The organism is Streptacidiphilus carbonis (assembly GCF_000787775.1).
GTDB classification, from domain to species: domain Bacteria; phylum Actinomycetota; class Actinomycetes; order Streptomycetales; family Streptomycetaceae; genus Streptacidiphilus; species Streptacidiphilus carbonis.
In genome coordinates this window covers 1-15,920 of the sequence record NZ_BBPM01000100.1, presented here as the reverse complement: position 1 = coordinate 15,920, position 15,920 = coordinate 1, and the positions used below count along the sequence as shown (strand labels likewise).

Here is a 15,920-nt window from a genome sequence, read left to right as displayed (position 1 = left end):
CTCTGGCTAAGTCCCCAAGGTGAGGTGGCGGCCCTACCGGAACTCCCGGTGGTCCGGGAGGCTGGAGCTGCTCCCAGCACTCCCGGACCAACCGTACGCCACCGGGCCGACCTCGCTCACATTGCGATCGGCACCGCAACCTCAGGTCTTCCGTTCGTTGCCGCGGCGTCAGCCGATCTTCACCGGATTCACCACATCGGCGATCATCACCAGCACGGTGAAGCAGAGGAACACCCCTGCCACCACGTACGCCACCGGCATCAGCTTGGCGACGTCGAAGTGGCCCGGGTCCGGGCGGCGGAACAGCTGTGCCATCCGGCGGCGGAAGGACTCCCAGAGCGCGCCGGCGATGTGCCCGCCGTCCAGCGGGAGCAGCGGCAGCATGTTGAGCAGGAACAGCGACAGGTTCAGCCCGGCCAGCAGTTGGACCTCGAAGGCGAACCGGTCGATCAGCGGGGCCTTCATCGCGAACGCCTCGCCGCCGACCCGGGCCACACCGACGACCCCGACCGGGGAGTCGGTGGCCCGGGGAGCACCGTCGAAGGCGGAGTCCCAGAGCGCCGGGATCTTGGATGGCAGGGCGAGCACGGAGTGCACCCCGCTCTTGGCCATGTCGTACATCTGGGTCATGCTCTCGCCGAAGCCCAGCGGGACCGTGGTGGTCACCGGCGAGAGGCCGACGAAGCCGGCCTTCATGGTCCTGGTGGTCGGGTTGCCGTTGGAGTCGTCCACGTACACGGTGTTCTCGACGGGGGTGACGCTCAGCGTGATCCGGGCCCCGTTGCGCTCGACGACCACGGGGATCGCGGTTCCGGCGGCGGAGTTGCGGATGTCGTTCTGCAGCTGGTCGTAGCTGCTGATCGGGTCCCCGTTGAAGGAGACGACCTTGTCGCCCGCCTTCATCCCGGCGGCGGCGGCCGGGGAGGGCCTGGCATCGGCCGGGCAGGTGTTGGTGCTGGCGCTGCCCTGCGCCAGCACACAGGCGCTGACATAGCTCACCGTCGGCACCGCCTTGGCCATCCCGAAGCCCATGAACAGGGCCAGGAACAGCCCGAACGCCAGGACCAGGTTCATGAACGGCCCCGCGAACATCACGATGACCTTCTGCCAGGGCTTGCGGGTGTAGAAGAGCCTGGTCTCGTCGCCGGGCAGGATCTCCTCGTAGGACTGCTCGCGGGCGTCCTCGATCATGCTCCGCCAGGGCGAGGTGCTACGGGCGGTGACCTTGCCGTCCTTGCCCGGGGGGAACATCCCGATCATGCGGATGTACCCGCCGAGCGGGATCGCCTTGACGCCGTACTCGGTGTCACCCTTCTTGCGCGACCAGATGGTCGGGCCGAAGCCGACCATGTACTGCGGCACCCGGATCTTGAAGACCTTGGCCCAGGTGAGGTGCCCCAGCTCGTGCCAGGCGATCGAGACCAGCAGTCCGAACGCGAAGATGACGATGCCGAGGATGGTCATGAGTGCCGTCATCGGCCACCTGCCTTCTTGATGTGGTCCTGCGCGGTGCCGCGGGCCCAGGTCTCCGCAGCCAGGACGTCCGCGAGGGTCAGCGCAGTTCCCGGACCCGGCCGGCCGTGCTCGGCGACCACCTTCGCCACCGTATCCACGATGCCTGTGAACGGCAGCCGACCGTCGAGGAAGGCGTCGACGCACTCCTCGTTGGCCGCGTTGAACACTGCCGGAGCGGTGCCGCCCAAAGAGCCGACGTGCCTGGCCAGCCCGACCGAGGGGAAGGCCTCGGTGTCCAGCGGGAAGAAGGTCCAGGTGGCGGCCTTGGTCCAGTCGCACCCCGGTGCGGCGCCCGGGACCCGGTCCGGCCAGCCGAGGCCGAGCGAGATCGGCATCCGCATGTCCGGCGGGCTGGCCTGGGCGATGGTGGAACCGTCGGTGAACTCCACCATCGAGTGAATCACCGACTGCGGGTGGACCACGACCTCGATCTGCTCGAACGGGATGTCGTAGAGCAGATGGGCCTCGATCACCTCCAGGCCCTTGTTCACCAGGGTGGCCGAGTTCACGGTGATCACCGGGCCCATGTCCCAGTTGGGGTGGTTGAGCGCCTGCTCCCGGGTGACCCCGGCGAGCTGCTCACGGCTCCAGCCGCGGAACGGCCCGCCGCTGGCGGTGACCACCAGCTTGCGGACCTCGCGACGGGCTCCGCCCATCAGTCCCTGGAACAGCGCGGTGTGCTCGGAGTCCACCGGGACGATCTGGCCCGGCTTGGCGACGGCCTTCACCAGCGGGCCGCCGACGATCAGCGACTCCTTGTTCGCCAGCACCAGCACCCGTCCCGCCTCCAGCGCCGCCAGGGTCGGTGCCAGGCCGATCGACCCGGTGATGCCGTTGAGCACCGAGTGGCATTCCATCCCGGCGATCTCGGTCGCCGCATCGGGGCCGGTCAGGATCGTCGGAAGATCCTGACCGGGCTCCGCGGCGGCTGCCAGCGCGGCACGCAGTTCCGGCTCCGCCTCGGCCCGCGCCAGCGCGACCTTCCGCACCCCGAGCCGCAGGGCCTGCTCGGCCAGCAGCCCCACCCGGCCGCCGGCGGCGGACAGGCCGACCACCCGGAAGCGGTCGGGGTTGCGCAGCACCACGTCGATGGCCTGGGTCCCGATGGAGCCGGTGGATCCGAGGATCACCAGCTCCCGGGGTCCTTCGGGGTCGGCGACGACGGGGACGAAGCGCAGGTGCGGATCGGCGAGAGATTCCATGTCGACCATTGTGGACTGCCGCGCCGACAGCGGGGCGTCAGGTCCCGCTCGGATGGTCCTTGAACCAGGTGAGAAAGGACCCGGTGGGGCTGCCGAGGCCGGTGGCGTCGTCGTAGCCCTTGGCGGTCTTCAGCGAGGAGTCCTTGTTCAGCGCCACCAGCAGCAGCGTGCCGCTGCTGTTCTGCGCCAGGAAGCTGGGCTCGTGGCCGTCCACCGGGTTCGGCGCGACGTCGTGGAACTGCGGGGTCCCGTTGAGGTGGTAGAGCACCGGGTTGGCATAGCCCAGCGGGCTGCCGGAGCTCTGCACCGCGAGCGCCTCCATTCCGGAGAACAGCGGCGAGGCCAGACTGGTGCCGCCGACCGGCTGCTCGCTGTACTTCCCGTTGCTCATGGTGAAGTTCACCCCGCCGTCGCTCGCGGTGGTGGCGGTGACCTTGCCGGTGGTCTCACCGACGTTCAGACCGGTCAGCGGGTCGGCCAGCATGGACACGTCCGGCTCCTCGCGGTCGGCCTTGCCCGTGGTCGCGGTGGCCAGGCTGTCCGGCACCACGCCCTTCTGGAAGGACGGCTGCGGGAAGTAGACGGAGTTGCCGCCACCGCCACCGCCCTGGAACTTGCCGGCCGAGGTGTCCCAGCTGCTGCCGCTCTGCGGGTAGGCCACATCGCCCCAGCCGGTCTCCCACTCGTACTGTCCCTGCGCTCCTATCCCCAGCGCGGTGCCGCCGACGCCGGTGACGAAGGGGTCGCTGGAGGGGTACGAGGCGGTGGGGCTGCTGGTCGCGTTGGTGGCCTGGGTGTAGTCGCCGTCGTCGCCGGTGGAGAAGTTGAAGGTGATCCCCTCGGCCGCGGCCTGCTGGAAGATCTGCTCACCGGCCTGCACGTCGTTGGTGTCGCCGGTGCCCTCGGGGCTGCCCCAGGAGTTGGTCACGATGTCCGCGGTGCGGCCGCTGACGATCTGCTGGAACGCGTTGAAGAACTCCGCGTCGTCGGGCTTCCGGGCGGCGTAGTAGATGATCTTCGCATCGGGGGCGACGGCGTGCACCGCCTCGATGTCCAGGGTCTCCTCGCCCCACCAGCCCGAGGCCAGGTCCGCGGTGCTGGCCGCGTCGTAGGAGGCCGGCAGCACCTGCTTGAACTGGCCGGAGCCGAACTGCGGCAGTCCGTTGGCGGCGGACCAGCGGTTGACGTCGCCGACGATGGTCGGCGACGCGTAGGCGTCCACGACCGCGATGGTCACCCCCTTGCCGGTCAGGTTGCTGCCGGTGATGCCGTAGGCGCTGCGGATCTGCGAGGCCGTGTAGCCGCACAGCAGCTGGGTGGGCTTGCCGCCGTCCGGCGCGATGGTGTCGGCGCCCGAGGCGACCCGCTGGCCGTAGTAGCTGCTGCAGTTGGCGCTGCCGGCGGCGACCATGAGCTTGGGCGCGTCGACCGGGCTGGAGGTGGTGAGACCGGTGACGCTGGAGACGTACTCGCCGACGTTGGACGGGTACTTCGGCTGTCCGGTCGGGGCCAGGTCGGTCCGGCCCGCGTGCTTGTAGCGGTCGATCTTGATGCCGAGCGTCTTCTCCACCTCGGCGATGGTCGTGGAGACGTTGATCGACTGCGCGGTCTGCGACAGCACCGTCATCCCGGCCTGCTGGACCCACTGGGTGACCGCCTGGCTGGCGTCGGCGTGGTTGGCGAAGGTCGAGTTGAAGTCCGTCGGCGAGAGGAACTTGTGGTACTTGCTGTCCCCCGGGGTGCCGACCTCGGTGGCGTAGGTCGCCAGGTTCTCCGGGCTGGACTTGGCGAACCAGACGGTACCGGTGACCACGGTCTTGGGATCGGCGTGGCCGACGTCATTGGCCGGGACGGCCCACTTCGGGGGCTCCCAGGAGGTGCCGCCGGCGTCGGTGGAGGTGCCGTCGGCACTGGTGTCGGTGGTCTTCTTGTCCTTGCCGCCGCTGCTGGCCACGACGGCGCTGACGCCGGCCACCAGGACCAGGGCGGTGACCGAGGCGATCAGCACACCCTTCCGGGAGCGGCGCGGACCGCCCCCGCCACCGGTCGGCCCCATCGGACCGCCGGGGCCGGATCCGCCCGGACCGCCGGGACCACCGGGGCCCTTGGGTCCGCCCGGACCGCCGGGACCACCGCCGTAGGGCGGCTGCTGCGGCGGGCCCGGGGGCTGCTGGCCGTACGGGTTCTGCGGCGGCTGCTGCGGCGGCTGGCCATAGGGGTTCGGTGGCTGCTGCGGACGGCCGTACGGGTTCGGCTGCTGCGGCTGCTGGGGGCGTCCGTAGGGGTTCGGCGGCTGCTGCGGACGGCCATAGGGGTTGGGGTTGGGCTGCTGCGGTGGTGGCGGCTGCTGCGGACGGCCGTAGGGATTGTTCGGGGCAGGCGGCGGCGGCTGGCCGTACGGATTCTGCGGCTGCTGGGGGTTCTGCGGATTCTGCCCGTGGGGCGGGTAGCTCACCTGAGGTACCTGTTCTTCTCGGAGGTGTGACTACCGGGAGCCGGCCACTTCCGCCGGATCCGCTGATGCGGCCTCAGACGCGGCGTACGGGCCCCCGGTGTCATGTATCCATCCGTCGTACGCCTGCGCGCATCGTACCGAGACGGGGCGACATCGGTGTCCCGGGGTCGCCCCGTTCTGATGGTGGTTCAGCGGATCGTCCGGTGCACGTTCTCCCGCTGCGAGGGCCCCGGAGTGGAGTCGGCGATCCACGGCCCCTCGCCGGACGGGTCGAGGATCCCTTGTTCGAGCCAGGTGTAACGGCCGCTGACCACCCGTCGGGCGACGCTCCGGTCGAGGTCGTCGGTGTTGGTCCAGAGCCGGCCGAACAACTCGTCCACCCGGATCCTGGCCTGACGGCAGAACAACTCGGCCAGCTCGTAGGCCGCCCGCCCCTGCTCAGGGTCCTGGCCCGCGCCCGCTGCCGCTGACGTGCGCAGCATCTCCGCGCGGACGCAGACCGCGCTCATCGCGAAGAGTTCGGCGCCGATGTCGACGATCCGGCCCAGGAAGCCCTGCTTGGTCTCCATCCTCCCCTGCCAGCGGGACATGGCGTAGAAGGTGGACCGCGCCAGCTTGCGGGCGGACCGCTCGACGAAGCGAAGCTGTCCGGACAGGTCCGGGTATCCCCCGCCCTGCCGGAACTCCGGGTAGGAGGTCGGCAGTTGGCCGGGGCCGGTGGCGAGCTTGGGCAGCCAGCCGGCGTAGAAGGCGCCGGCCCTGGCCGCGGCGCGGCCCTTGCGCCTGAGGTCCGCCTCCGGCTCGATCAGGTCACCGGCGACCTTGAGGTGGGCGTCCACCGCCTCTCTGGCGATCAGCAGGTGCATGATCTCGGTGGAGCCCTCGAAGATCCGGTTGATCCGCATGTCGCGCAGTACCTGCTCGGCCGGGACGGCCCGCTCGCCCCGCGCGGCCAGCGACTCCGCCGTCTCGAAGCCGCGGCCGCCGCGGATCTGCACCAGCTCGTCGGCGATCCGCCAGCCCATCTCCGAGCCGTAGAGCTTGGCCAGTGCGGCCTCGATCCTGATGTCGTTGCGGTCCTCGTCGGCCATCTGGCTGGAAAGGTCCAGCACCGCCTCCAGGGCGAACGCGGTCGCTGCGATGAAGGACACCTTCTGGGCGACGGCCTCGTGCCCGACGATGGGCTTGCCCCACTGCTCACGGGCCGCCGACCACTCACGGGCGATCTTCAGACACCATTTGGCACCTCCCGCGCACACCGCCGGCAGCGAAAGCCGTCCGGTGTTGAGCGTGGTGAGCGCGATCTTCAGCCCCGCGCCCTCGGCGCCGATCCGGTTCTCGGCCGGCACCCGCACCTGGTGGAACCGGGTGACCCCGTTCTCCAGGCCGCGCAGGCCCATGAAGGCGTTGCGGTTCTCGACGGTGATGCCGGGTGAGTCGGCCTCGACCACGAAGGCCGTGATCCCGCCCTTGCGCCCCTCGCTCCTGGGCACCCGGGCCATCACCACCAGCAGATCGGCGACCACGCCATTGGTGGTCCACAGCTTCACCCCGTCCAGGACGTAGGCCTCGCCGTTCTCGGTGGGGACGGCCGCCGTGGCCAGCCGGGCCGGGTCGCTGCCCACGTCCGGCTCGGTGAGCAGGAAGGCGGTGATGTCGGTGCGGGCGCAGCGCGGCAGGAAGCGCTGCTTCTGCTCGGCGGTGCCGAACAGCTTCAACGGTTGCGGCACGCCGATGGACTGATGTGCGGAGACCAGGGCGCTGATCGCCGGGCTGACGCTGCCCAGGAGTGCCAGGGCGCGGTTGTAGTACACCTGGGTGAGCCCGAGGCCGTCGTACTCGGTGTCGATCTTCATCCCGAAGACGCCGAGCTCCTGCAGTCCCTTGACCACCTCGTCCGGGATCAGCGCCTCGCGCTCGATCAGCGCGCCGTCGATCTTCGTCTCGCAGAAGGCGGTCAACCTGGCCAGAAACGCCTCACCCACCCGCACCGACTCCTCTTCGGGGAGCGGGTGCGGGTGGATGAGGTCCAGCCGGAAGCGGCCGAGGAACAGCTCCTTTGCGAAGCTGGGCCTGTGCCAGTCCTGCTCGCGCGCCTCCTCGGCGACGCGGCGCGCCTCGCGTTCGGTGACCTTGGGTCGAGCCACCTCGGGCGTGGACTCGGGCGTGGGCTCGGCTGTGGACATCTCGCACCACCTCGCAGCGGGTTACCGACCAGTGCTACCCGACCGTACGCTGCGTCACCGACAGATCACCAGAGGTGAGACGCCATCAGGGCTACCGACCGCGCATCGGGGCGCGACGCCCCGCACCCCTGCGAACCCCGCCACCGCGAAGCCGTCCTTCAGAGCACCAACCCCGTGAGGACCATGACGCGCTCATAGGTGTAGTCGGCCATGGCGTACGCCACGCCCTCGCGCCCCACACCGGAGTCCTTGACCCCGCCGTACGGCATCTGGTCGGCGCGGTACGAGGGGGCGTCGCCGATGATCACGCCGCCGACCTCCAGCTCGCGGTGGGCCCGGAACGCGGTCTGCACGTCGTGGGTGAAGACACCGGCCTGCAGGCCGAACTTTGAGTCGTTGACCAGCGCGAACGCCCCGTCCGTGGTCGCCGCCGAGGTCAGTGTCAGCACCGGGCCGAAGACCTCCTCGGTCGCCAGCGTGACCCCGGCCGGGACGCCCGCGAGCACGGTCGGCGCGTAGCTCGCGCCCTCCCGCTTGCCGCCCGTGAGCAGTTGCGCGCCGGCCGCCACGGCCTCGTCCACCCAGGACTCGACCCGCTTGGCGGCGTCCTCGTTGACCAGCGGGCCGACGTCCACCGCGTCGTCCGCGGGGTCGCCGGTGACCTGCGCACCGACCTTGGCGACGACCTTCTCGACCAGGCGGTCGTAGACGCTCGCGTCGGCGATCACCCGCTGCACCGAGATGCAGGACTGGCCGCCCTGGTAGTTGGCGAAGGTGGCGATCCTGGTCGCGGCCCAGTCCAGGTCCGCCTCACTGGACCAGTCGGCCAGCACGACCGCCGCGGCGTTGCCGCCCAGTTCCAGGGTGACGTGCTTGCGCGGCACCGAATCCATGATCTGGTAGCCGACCCTGTCGGAGCCGGTGAAGGAGATCACCGGCAGCCGCGGGTCCTGCACCAGAGCGGGCATCCGGTCGTTCGACACCGGCAGCACGCTCCAGGAGCCGGCCGGGAGGTCGGTCTCGGCCAGGATCTCGCCCAGCACCAGCGCGGAGAGCGGGGTGGCCGGGGCCGGCTTGAGGATGATCGGGGCGCCGACCGCGATGGCGGGGGCGACCTTGTGCGCCACCAGGTTCAGCGGGAAGTTGAACGGCGCGATGCCGAGCACGGGACCGCGTACGAAGCGGCGGGTGATCGCCAGCCGGCCGGTGCCGCCCGCGTCGGTGTCCAGTCGCTGGCCCTCACCGCTGTTGAAGCGGCGGGCCTCCTCCGCGGCCCAGCGGAACACCGAGGCGGCGCGGCCGACCTCGCCGCGCGCCCACTTGATCGGCTTGCCGTTCTCGGCGGTGACCAGCCGGGCCAGCTCCTCGGTGCGCTCGGTCAGCCGACGTGCGACGTGGTCCAGTGCCGCGGCGCGGACGTAGGCGGGGGTCGCGGCGAACTCGTCCTGCACCGCAACGGCGGCGGCGACGGCCTCCTCGACCTGGGCCTCGGTGGGGATGCTGACGGTGCCGACCAGGCTGCCGTCCCACGGGTGGTGGACCTCGAAGGACTCCGTACCGCTCTCCTGCCGACCGGCCAGCCAGAATGCGTGGGTGCTGGTCACCGAGGTCACCGGACCTTTCCTCTACTACCTGCTGTGCGGATGTCTGCCTCCACGGTAGGGCCGGGCGGTGCGCGCGGAACTTGTCCGCAACGGAGTACTGCGAGGCGCCGCCGGGACGCTCTGGAGTGGGACGAACGGATGGCCGGGTGCCGGGGTGATGCGGTCTCAGCCCTCGCCCCGGGCACGGAGAGCGAGCCACAGCTCCATTCGGACATCGGTGTCGTCCAGCGAGCGGCCCAGCAGTTCCTCGACCCGGCGCATCCGGTAGCGCAGGGTGTGCCGGTGCACGCCGAGGTCGGCGGCGGCGGCGTCCCACTGGCCGTGCCGGGAGAGCCAGGCCTGCAGGCTGGCCTCCAGGTCGCCGCGGGCGGTCAGGTCGTGCTCGCGCAGCGGCCGCAGCAGCGCGTCGGCGAAGGCCAGCACCGCCTCGTCGGCCAGCAGCGGCAGCAGCGAGCCGGTGCCGACCTCGTCGTGGTCCACGCTGCGGCGACCGCTGCGCACGGCCACCGCCAGGGCCCGCTCGGCCTGGGCGTAGGCGGCGCCGGCGGCCTCGGGGGTGGTCGGCGCCGAGATGCCGACGAAGAGCGAGTCCAGGTCCTGGGCCGCCGTCACGCAGTCGGTGTGCACGCTCCCGCCGTCCATGACCAGCAGGACCAGCCGGTCGCCCTCGGGGGCCAGCAGCACCGGCTCACCCGAACGGGTGGCCGACTGCTCGGCGACGTCGCCGAGGAAGTCCAGCGGCTCGCCCTCCGCGAGCAGCACCCGCACCGGCCCTTCCGGCAGCCCGCCCAGCAGCGGCTCCGCCACCTCCCTGGCCGTGCCGATCTCCCCCGCCAGCACCAGCCTGAGCAGCGCGGTCCGCATCCGCTCGGCCGAGCGGCGCAGGTCGCGGGACCGCTCCAGGGTCAGCGTGAGCAGGGCCACGGCGGCGTTGAGGACATAGCGCTCGGTGGGGGTGAGCCGGTCCTCGGTGCCGACCGCGAGGAAGCCGCGGGCCCGGCGGTCCGCCCCGAGCGACTGCAGGACCACGTAGTCCTGGTCCTTCTGCTCGTTCTGCAGCGCCGCGCTGGACGGCGCCGGGCGGCTGCGCAGCCGCTCGACCTCGGGCCGCAGCGCCCTGGCCCGGCGCGCGGCCCAGTCGGGCGCGGCGACCAGCACCGTCCCGGAGGCGTCGTAGAGCGCCGCCCAGCCGCCGAGTCGCGCCGCGAGCCTGCGCACCAGGGCCGCGGTGCCGTCCTTGCCGAGCGCGGCCCGGGTCAGCTCCTCCTGGGCCTCGAAACTCGTGGTCACCGCCTGGTACTGCTCGGCGGCCAGCGCGGCGGTGACGGCCTTGCTGATCGCGATGAACGGCGTCGGCTGCGGGACCTCCAGCAGCGGCAGCTCGCGCTCCGCCGCGGCCTCGACCAGCGCCACGGGCACCTCCTGGTAGGAGAGCCCGACCCCGATCCCCAGCCCGGCCACCCCGGCGTCGGCCAGACGGTGGACGTAGCGCCGCAGCTTCTCCTTGCCGCGCCCCAGTTTCAGCCCGGTGGTGAGCAGCAGTTCGCCGCCCTCCAGGAACGGCACCGGATCGTCCAGCTCACTGGTGTGCACCCAGCGCACCGGACGGCCCAGTTGCCCGCCCCCGGCGAGCACGGAGAGGTGCAGCCCGGGTATCGCCACCAGCGACGCCAGGGTGACGGCGGTGGGCGTGGCGGGTGCGGCGGATGTGGCGCTCTGCTCGGTCATGTCACCTTCGACGAGGTCCGCAACTGGCCGTCGGGGACAACGGCCACTCCCGATTCTGCCTCACCGGCAGACCGCCTCGCTTACGAACGACCGGCCGCGAAGCATCCGGGACGGCTCCTCGGCGCTTCTGCGTCTGCGAACTGCGTGGGCAGCGGCTGTGAAGTGCCTACGAGCGGAGATCGACCAGCAGCGGCGGCACCGGCGTCCCGTCCACCGCCGTCAGCGAGAGCACCGCGTGGCCGCCGGGCAGCACCTGGGCCAGTTCGGAGGGCGACCAGCGGCGGCGCTCCACCCGCCGGGTGGTGACGCTCTCGGTGTGCGCCCGCTCGCCCGCCAGCACGGTACGGATCGCCCGCCAGGTGCGCTTGATGATTCCGCCCGAGATGTCCGGCGCACGGGTGACGTCGCGCTCGTCGACCCAGACCGTCCCCCAGGTCTCGGCGAACAGGGTGCCGTCCCAGGGCGCGAGGCCGGGGAAGGCCATCCGCCCGCCGACCGCGCCGAACAGCGGTGCCCGCAGGCTCTCCGGCAGGTCCGACAGGGTGCGCAGCAGCAGCACCGCGCCGGAGTGGGCGCCGCGCAACCGCTGCAGATCGCGGACGCTGTGCGCGTCGATCACGGCGGAGGCGTCGTCGACCACCAGGCCGGCGAACAGCGAGCGGTCCTGACGGGTACCGGCCGCGTGCAGGAACTGGCCGACCGCGAGTCGCGCCAGGATCCGGGCCGCCTCGGGGTGGGCGTGCTCCGGGAGGGCGATCCGGACCCGGAGCGGGTGGTCCAGGGCGTGCATGGCGAACAGCGGCAGCCCGGCGTCCGCGGATGGGGGGCGGTCGGCACCGCGCGGGACGGTGCTGTGCGGGACGGAGCCCTGCTGGACGGAATTCTGCTGGACGGAATTCTGCTGGTCGGTACCGTGCTCGGCGCCGCTGGGGGCGGCGTTGAAGCAGCCGGCGAAGACCGGCCGGTCCAGCAGGCCCAGCCGGTCGGCCAGCAGCCCGCCGGGGTCGTCGATCTGACCGTGCATCCGCTCCCGCTGGGCCAGATCGTACTGATGGTCGGTCAGCCGGCCGCTCGCCCGCAGCTCTTCGCGCAGTCCGGTCCAGGCGTCGGCGTCGCCGCGGAGCAGCAGGCACAGCTCGCGCAGCCCGGGCGGACGGCCGTACGCCGCCGCGAAGGGGCCGACGACCTGCTGCAGCGCCTGACGGGCGAGGGTGGCACGGGGCGCCAGCTCCTCCGGCAGCAGTGCGTCCGCCAGCCGGGCCGCGCCCTCGTCGGGTCGGCGGGCACCGCCGTACAGGTCCAGCCCGTAGCGGCCGCGCGGGTCGCCCGGGGCCACCACCACGTCGTACCAGGAGTCGGGACCGAGATCGGCGTCGGCGGCGCCGACGACCACCGCCACCGCGGTGCCGGCCAGCGCCTGGAGGCACAGCGTCTCCGCGACCGGACGGGCCAGCCTGGCCGTCTTCCCGGTACCTGACGGACCGACCGCCAGCAGCGAGGTGCCCAGCAGGGTCGGGTCGAGGGCGAGGTCGACGCCGCGGTAGGCCGGCGGGTTCTTGGGCACGTCCTCGGCCGCGCCCAACCGGATCTGACGGAGCAACAGGTCGTTGCCGGCGCCGCGGCCCGGCAGGTCGCGCGCGCCGGAGGGATGTGCGCAGGCCGCCGAGCCGTGGTCCCGCACCGCGGCCAGCAGCGCGGCCAGCCGGTCCGGGTAGTCCCGGACGCACTCCAGCGCGCGGTTCAGCCGCTGGTGGTCGACGTCGCTCACCCGGCCGGCCGCCGTCTCCTGCTCCAGCAGGGCGAGCCCGCCGGGCTCGGCGACGGCCCTGAAGGCCCACCAGGGATCCACGGTCTGCGGCCGACCGTCGGCCTGGGCCGGGATCACGGCCTTCTTCTCCGTGGCCTCGACCGCCCGGCGCACCAACGGCCGCCCGAACCGCCGCCAGACCAGGGGCCAACGGCCCATCCGGCCGAAGATCTTGATCAGCAGTGCAATCTCCAGCAGGTCCACCAGCCAGGTGGTGAAGGTGAGACCGCCGCCATCGCCCACCTTGGGGACCACGAAGCCGCGGATCTCTACGTTGACCAGGCTGCCCAGGTAGTAGAAGACCTCCCAGGCCACCACCAGGTTCAGCGCGGCCCGTAGCAGCAACTGCCAGGAGGGGACGCCGGTCCCCTCCTCGTCCCGCTGTTCCTGCGGCGTCCGCGCGGCAGGACCGAGGGCGAACATCCCCGGTGTGCCGGAGTGGCGGGGCGCCGAGAGCCAGCCGATCAGGTCGAAGCCCCGGTGCGCCACCGGGCGATCGGAAGTCCGGTCGGAAGTCTGTGGGTACGCCTGCGGCGCGCCGCCCAGTGCCATTGCAGTCCGCTCCCTCGCGCGCCCGCCAAGACCCTCAATCTAGTGGACGACGGCCGTCCCGAGCAGAGGCACGACGGCAGGCGGGACGGCGAGCGGCGATGTCCGGCCAGGACAACTCCCACCCCCGCACCACTCCCCTGCGGCGTATGCGACCCCCATCGTCCCGCCGTAGCCTGCCAGAGTACGAGGCGCGATCCGCGCCGACGCCCCCATCACTCCCTGGGAGACCTCACATGAGCGCTGCTCCGTCCAGCGCCGGGCAGCTGCCCGGCGGCCCCTCGCTCCCCCAGGAGCGCCGCCTCGTCACCGCCGTCCCCGGCCCCAAGTCGCAGGAGCTGCAGGCCCGCAAGCTGGCCGCGGTCGCGGCGGGCGTCGGCACCACCCTCCCCGTCTACATCACCCGCGCGGGTGGCGGGGTGGTCGAGGACGTGGACGGCAACTCCCTGATCGACTTCGGTGCGGGCATCGCGGTGACCAACGTCGGCAACAGCGCCCAGGCCGTCGTCGAGCGCGCCGCCGCGCAGCTGGCCGCATTCACCCACACCTGCTTCATGGTCACCCCGTACGAGGGCTACGTCGCCGTCGCCGAGCAGCTCAACGAGCTGACCCCGGGCGACCACGAGAAGCGCAGCGCGCTCTTCAACTCCGGCGCCGAGGCCGTCGAGAACGCGGTGAAGATCGCCCGCGCCTACACCAAGCGCACAGCCGTCGTGGTCTTCGACCACGGCTACCACGGCCGCACCAACCTCACCATGGGCATGACGGCGAAGAACATGCCCTACAAGCACGGCTTCGGGCCGTTCGCCCCCGAGGTCTACCGGGTGCCGGTCGCCTACCCCTACCGCTGGCTCACCGGTGCCGAGAATGCCGCCGCCGATGCCGCCGCCCAGGCGATCGACATGATCACCAAGCAGGTCGGCGCCGAGAACGTGGCCGCCATCGTGATCGAGCCGATCCTCGGCGAGGGCGGCTTCATCGAGCCGGCCAAGGGCTTCCTCCCCGCGATCGTCGAGTTCGCCAAGGCCAACGGCATCGTCTTCGTCGCCGACGAGATCCAGACCGGCTTCTGCCGCACCGGCCAGTGGTTCGCCTGCGAGGACGAGGGCATCGTGCCCGACCTCATCACCACCGCCAAGGGCATCGCGGGCGGCCTGCCGCTCGCCGCCGTCACCGGCCGCGCCGAGATCATGGACGCCGCCCACGCCGGAGGCCTCGGCGGCACCTACGGCGGCAACCCGGTCGCCTGCGCCGCCGCGCTCGGCTCGATCGAGACCATGAAGGAGCTCGACCTCAACGCCAGGGCCCAGGCCATCGGCGCGACCATGCTGCCGCGCCTGCGCGCGATGCAGGAGAAGTTCGACGTCATCGGCGACGTCCGCGGCCGCGGGGCGATGATCGCCGTCGAGCTGGTCAAGCCCGGCAGCAAGGACCCCAACCCGGAGGCGACCGCCGCCCTCGCCAAGGCCTGCCACGCCGAGGGCCTGCTGGTCCTCACCGCCGGCACCTACGGCAACGTGCTCCGCTTCCTGCCGCCGCTGGTGATGCCGGAGCACCTGCTCAACGAGGGCCTGGACATCCTGGAAGCGGCCTTCGCCGGGCTGTGACCCGGTCACCGGCCCCGACCGTCGGCGTCCGCACCGTCGCTCCCCCGCCATGGCGTGAAGAAGGTGTGCGGACCTGATGGCGGGTGGGTGAGGCGTGCGGCCGCATCCACCCCAGTGACGTACTGTCATGACAGATGGAGAAGCAGCGCCCGTCGGTGACTGACCCTCACCGGCGACACACCGCCGAGGACACCACAGCGGACTCCGGTCCGCCACCCCTCAGCCGATCGACCGTTCGTAGTGCCCAAACCCCCCGGGCTACGCGGACCGGCGATCACCACAGCCACCCCGGGGCTCTCCCCCCTGCTCCGGGGTGGCTTCTCCATGCCCTGATGTCGGTGCAGCAATCACTCTGGTTCCCGGTCTCGCTGCTGGTCGTACTGGCGGTCACCACCGAACAGGTCGTCACCAAGGGACCGCTGCTGCACCTGGACACCTGGATCCGGGACCATGTGCTCACCCTGGTAGCCGAGAACCCGTACCCGATCCTGGACCGGCTCGCCGAGCACTGGTCCGATATGGGTGACACCAAGGCCGCGGCACCGGCGCTGATCCTGGCCACCCTCACCGCAGCCGCATGGACACGCTCCTGGAAACCGCTGCTCAGCGCGCTCATCGCCGGGACAGCCCTCTTCTCCACCGTCATCCCGGGCAAAATCATCATCGGCCGCCCCGGCCCGCTCGGCGCGCCCGTCGCCCCGGGCCAGTGGGGCTGGTTCCCCTCCGGGCACACCAGCACCGCCGGCATCTGCTACGGCACTGCGGCCTGGCTCCTGGGCATCTGCTTCCTCAGCACCCGCGCCCGGCTCCGCCGAACCCTGTACGCCGCGACGGCCGCCTTCTGCACCGGCGTCGGCGTGTGCCTCATCTGGCGTGACTACCACTGGTTCCTCGACGTGATCGCCGGCTGGTGCCTCACCGGGCTGACGCTGTGGAGCTTGGCCCGCTGGGCGTCACGCCCGCGGCCGCGCTCACCGCGCGAGAGCACGCGGGACGCAGCGCCCGAGCGCTGACGGCGGGGACATGTCCGGGGTGGGGTGGGCTTTGCGGCCGGGCCCCGTCTGGTGGCCGGTTAAGTAGGCGCTAGCTCCCGGTAACTGGCCGTAGGACTCCGTGACTCGCCGGCGCTCGCGGCCAACGGCGAGGAGCCCCGGGGGCGAGTGGGGATATGCAGGAACGTTTCTGCTGCGCAGGGTGGCCAAGTGAGGTCGCCCAATGCGTGGAGGCCGCCTGGCAGGAACGTTTCTGCACCCGCAGAGCGCTGCCT

Annotated in this window: 9 protein-coding genes; 2 read left to right on the top strand and 7 right to left on the bottom strand. The window is 71.7% G+C overall.

Translation table 11 applies throughout. The annotated features are described in order from the left end of the window. Positions 1 to 168: 168 nt before the first annotated feature. The 7 genes from TR46_RS36495 to TR46_RS36460 form a co-directional block, all read right to left on the bottom strand. Positions 169 to 1,476, bottom strand: coding sequence for a M50 family metallopeptidase (locus tag TR46_RS36495; RefSeq protein WP_042411105.1), 1,308 nt, complete (start codon positions 1,474 to 1,476; stop codon positions 169 to 171). Further along, a complete protein-coding gene (gene dxr / locus TR46_RS36490; protein ID WP_439654420.1) occupies positions 1,473 to 2,717 on the bottom strand; it encodes a 1-deoxy-D-xylulose-5-phosphate reductoisomerase in 1,245 nt (414 codons plus the stop codon). Before dxr ends, TR46_RS36495 begins: the two co-directional genes overlap by 4 nt. A 37-nt stretch (positions 2,718 to 2,754) precedes the next feature. Then, on the bottom strand, positions 2,755 to 5,172 hold the full coding sequence (locus TR46_RS36485; protein ID WP_161790271.1) for a S53 family peptidase: 2,418 nt from the start codon (positions 5,170 to 5,172) through the stop codon (positions 2,755 to 2,757). A gap of 188 nt (positions 5,173 to 5,360) precedes the next feature. Continuing rightward, on the bottom strand, positions 5,361 to 7,358 hold the full coding sequence (locus tag TR46_RS36475) for an acyl-CoA dehydrogenase family protein (protein WP_042411102.1): 1,998 nt from the start codon (positions 7,356 to 7,358) through the stop codon (positions 5,361 to 5,363). Between the two features lie 158 nt (positions 7,359 to 7,516). Further along, a complete protein-coding gene (locus TR46_RS36470; RefSeq protein WP_042411111.1) occupies positions 7,517 to 8,962 on the bottom strand; it encodes an aldehyde dehydrogenase family protein in 1,446 nt (481 codons plus the stop codon). Positions 8,963 to 9,127: 165 nt separating this feature from the next. After that, the gene (locus TR46_RS36465) at positions 9,128 to 10,690 is read right to left on the bottom strand and encodes a PucR family transcriptional regulator (RefSeq protein ID WP_042411101.1); all 1,563 of its coding nucleotides are present in this window, start codon (positions 10,688 to 10,690) and stop codon (positions 9,128 to 9,130) included. Between the two features lie 166 nt (positions 10,691 to 10,856). Beyond that, positions 10,857 to 12,986, bottom strand: coding sequence for a hypothetical protein (locus tag TR46_RS36460; protein ID WP_042411109.1), 2,130 nt, complete (start codon positions 12,984 to 12,986; stop codon positions 10,857 to 10,859). A gap of 296 nt (positions 12,987 to 13,282) precedes the next feature. On the opposite strand from TR46_RS36460, the gene gabT reads away from it, so the two are divergent. Continuing rightward, positions 13,283 to 14,653, top strand: a complete 1,371-nt coding sequence (gene gabT, locus TR46_RS36455; RefSeq protein ID WP_042411100.1) for a 4-aminobutyrate--2-oxoglutarate transaminase — start codon at positions 13,283 to 13,285, stop codon at positions 14,651 to 14,653. A gap of 338 nt (positions 14,654 to 14,991) precedes the next feature. Continuing rightward, positions 14,992 to 15,666 (top strand): phosphatase PAP2 family protein, encoded by a 675-nt coding sequence (locus TR46_RS36450; protein ID WP_161790270.1) that lies wholly within the window; start codon positions 14,992 to 14,994, stop codon positions 15,664 to 15,666. Positions 15,667 to 15,920: the final 254 nt, after the last annotated feature.

Coding starts and splice junctions, on each gene's coding strand:
- TR46_RS36465 (WP_042411101.1), bottom strand. CDS start 10,690: ATGACCGAGCAGAGCGCCACATCCGCCGCACCCGCCACGCCCACCGCC.
- dxr (WP_439654420.1), bottom strand. CDS start 2,717: ATGGAATCTCTCGCCGATCCGCACCTGCGCTTCGTCCCCGTCGTCGCC.
- gabT (WP_042411100.1), top strand. CDS start 13,283: ATGAGCGCTGCTCCGTCCAGCGCCGGGCAGCTGCCCGGCGGCCCCTCG.
- TR46_RS36495 (WP_042411105.1), bottom strand. CDS start 1,476: ATGACGGCACTCATGACCATCCTCGGCATCGTCATCTTCGCGTTCGGA.
- TR46_RS36475 (WP_042411102.1), bottom strand. CDS start 7,358: ATGTCCACAGCCGAGCCCACGCCCGAGTCCACGCCCGAGGTGGCTCGA.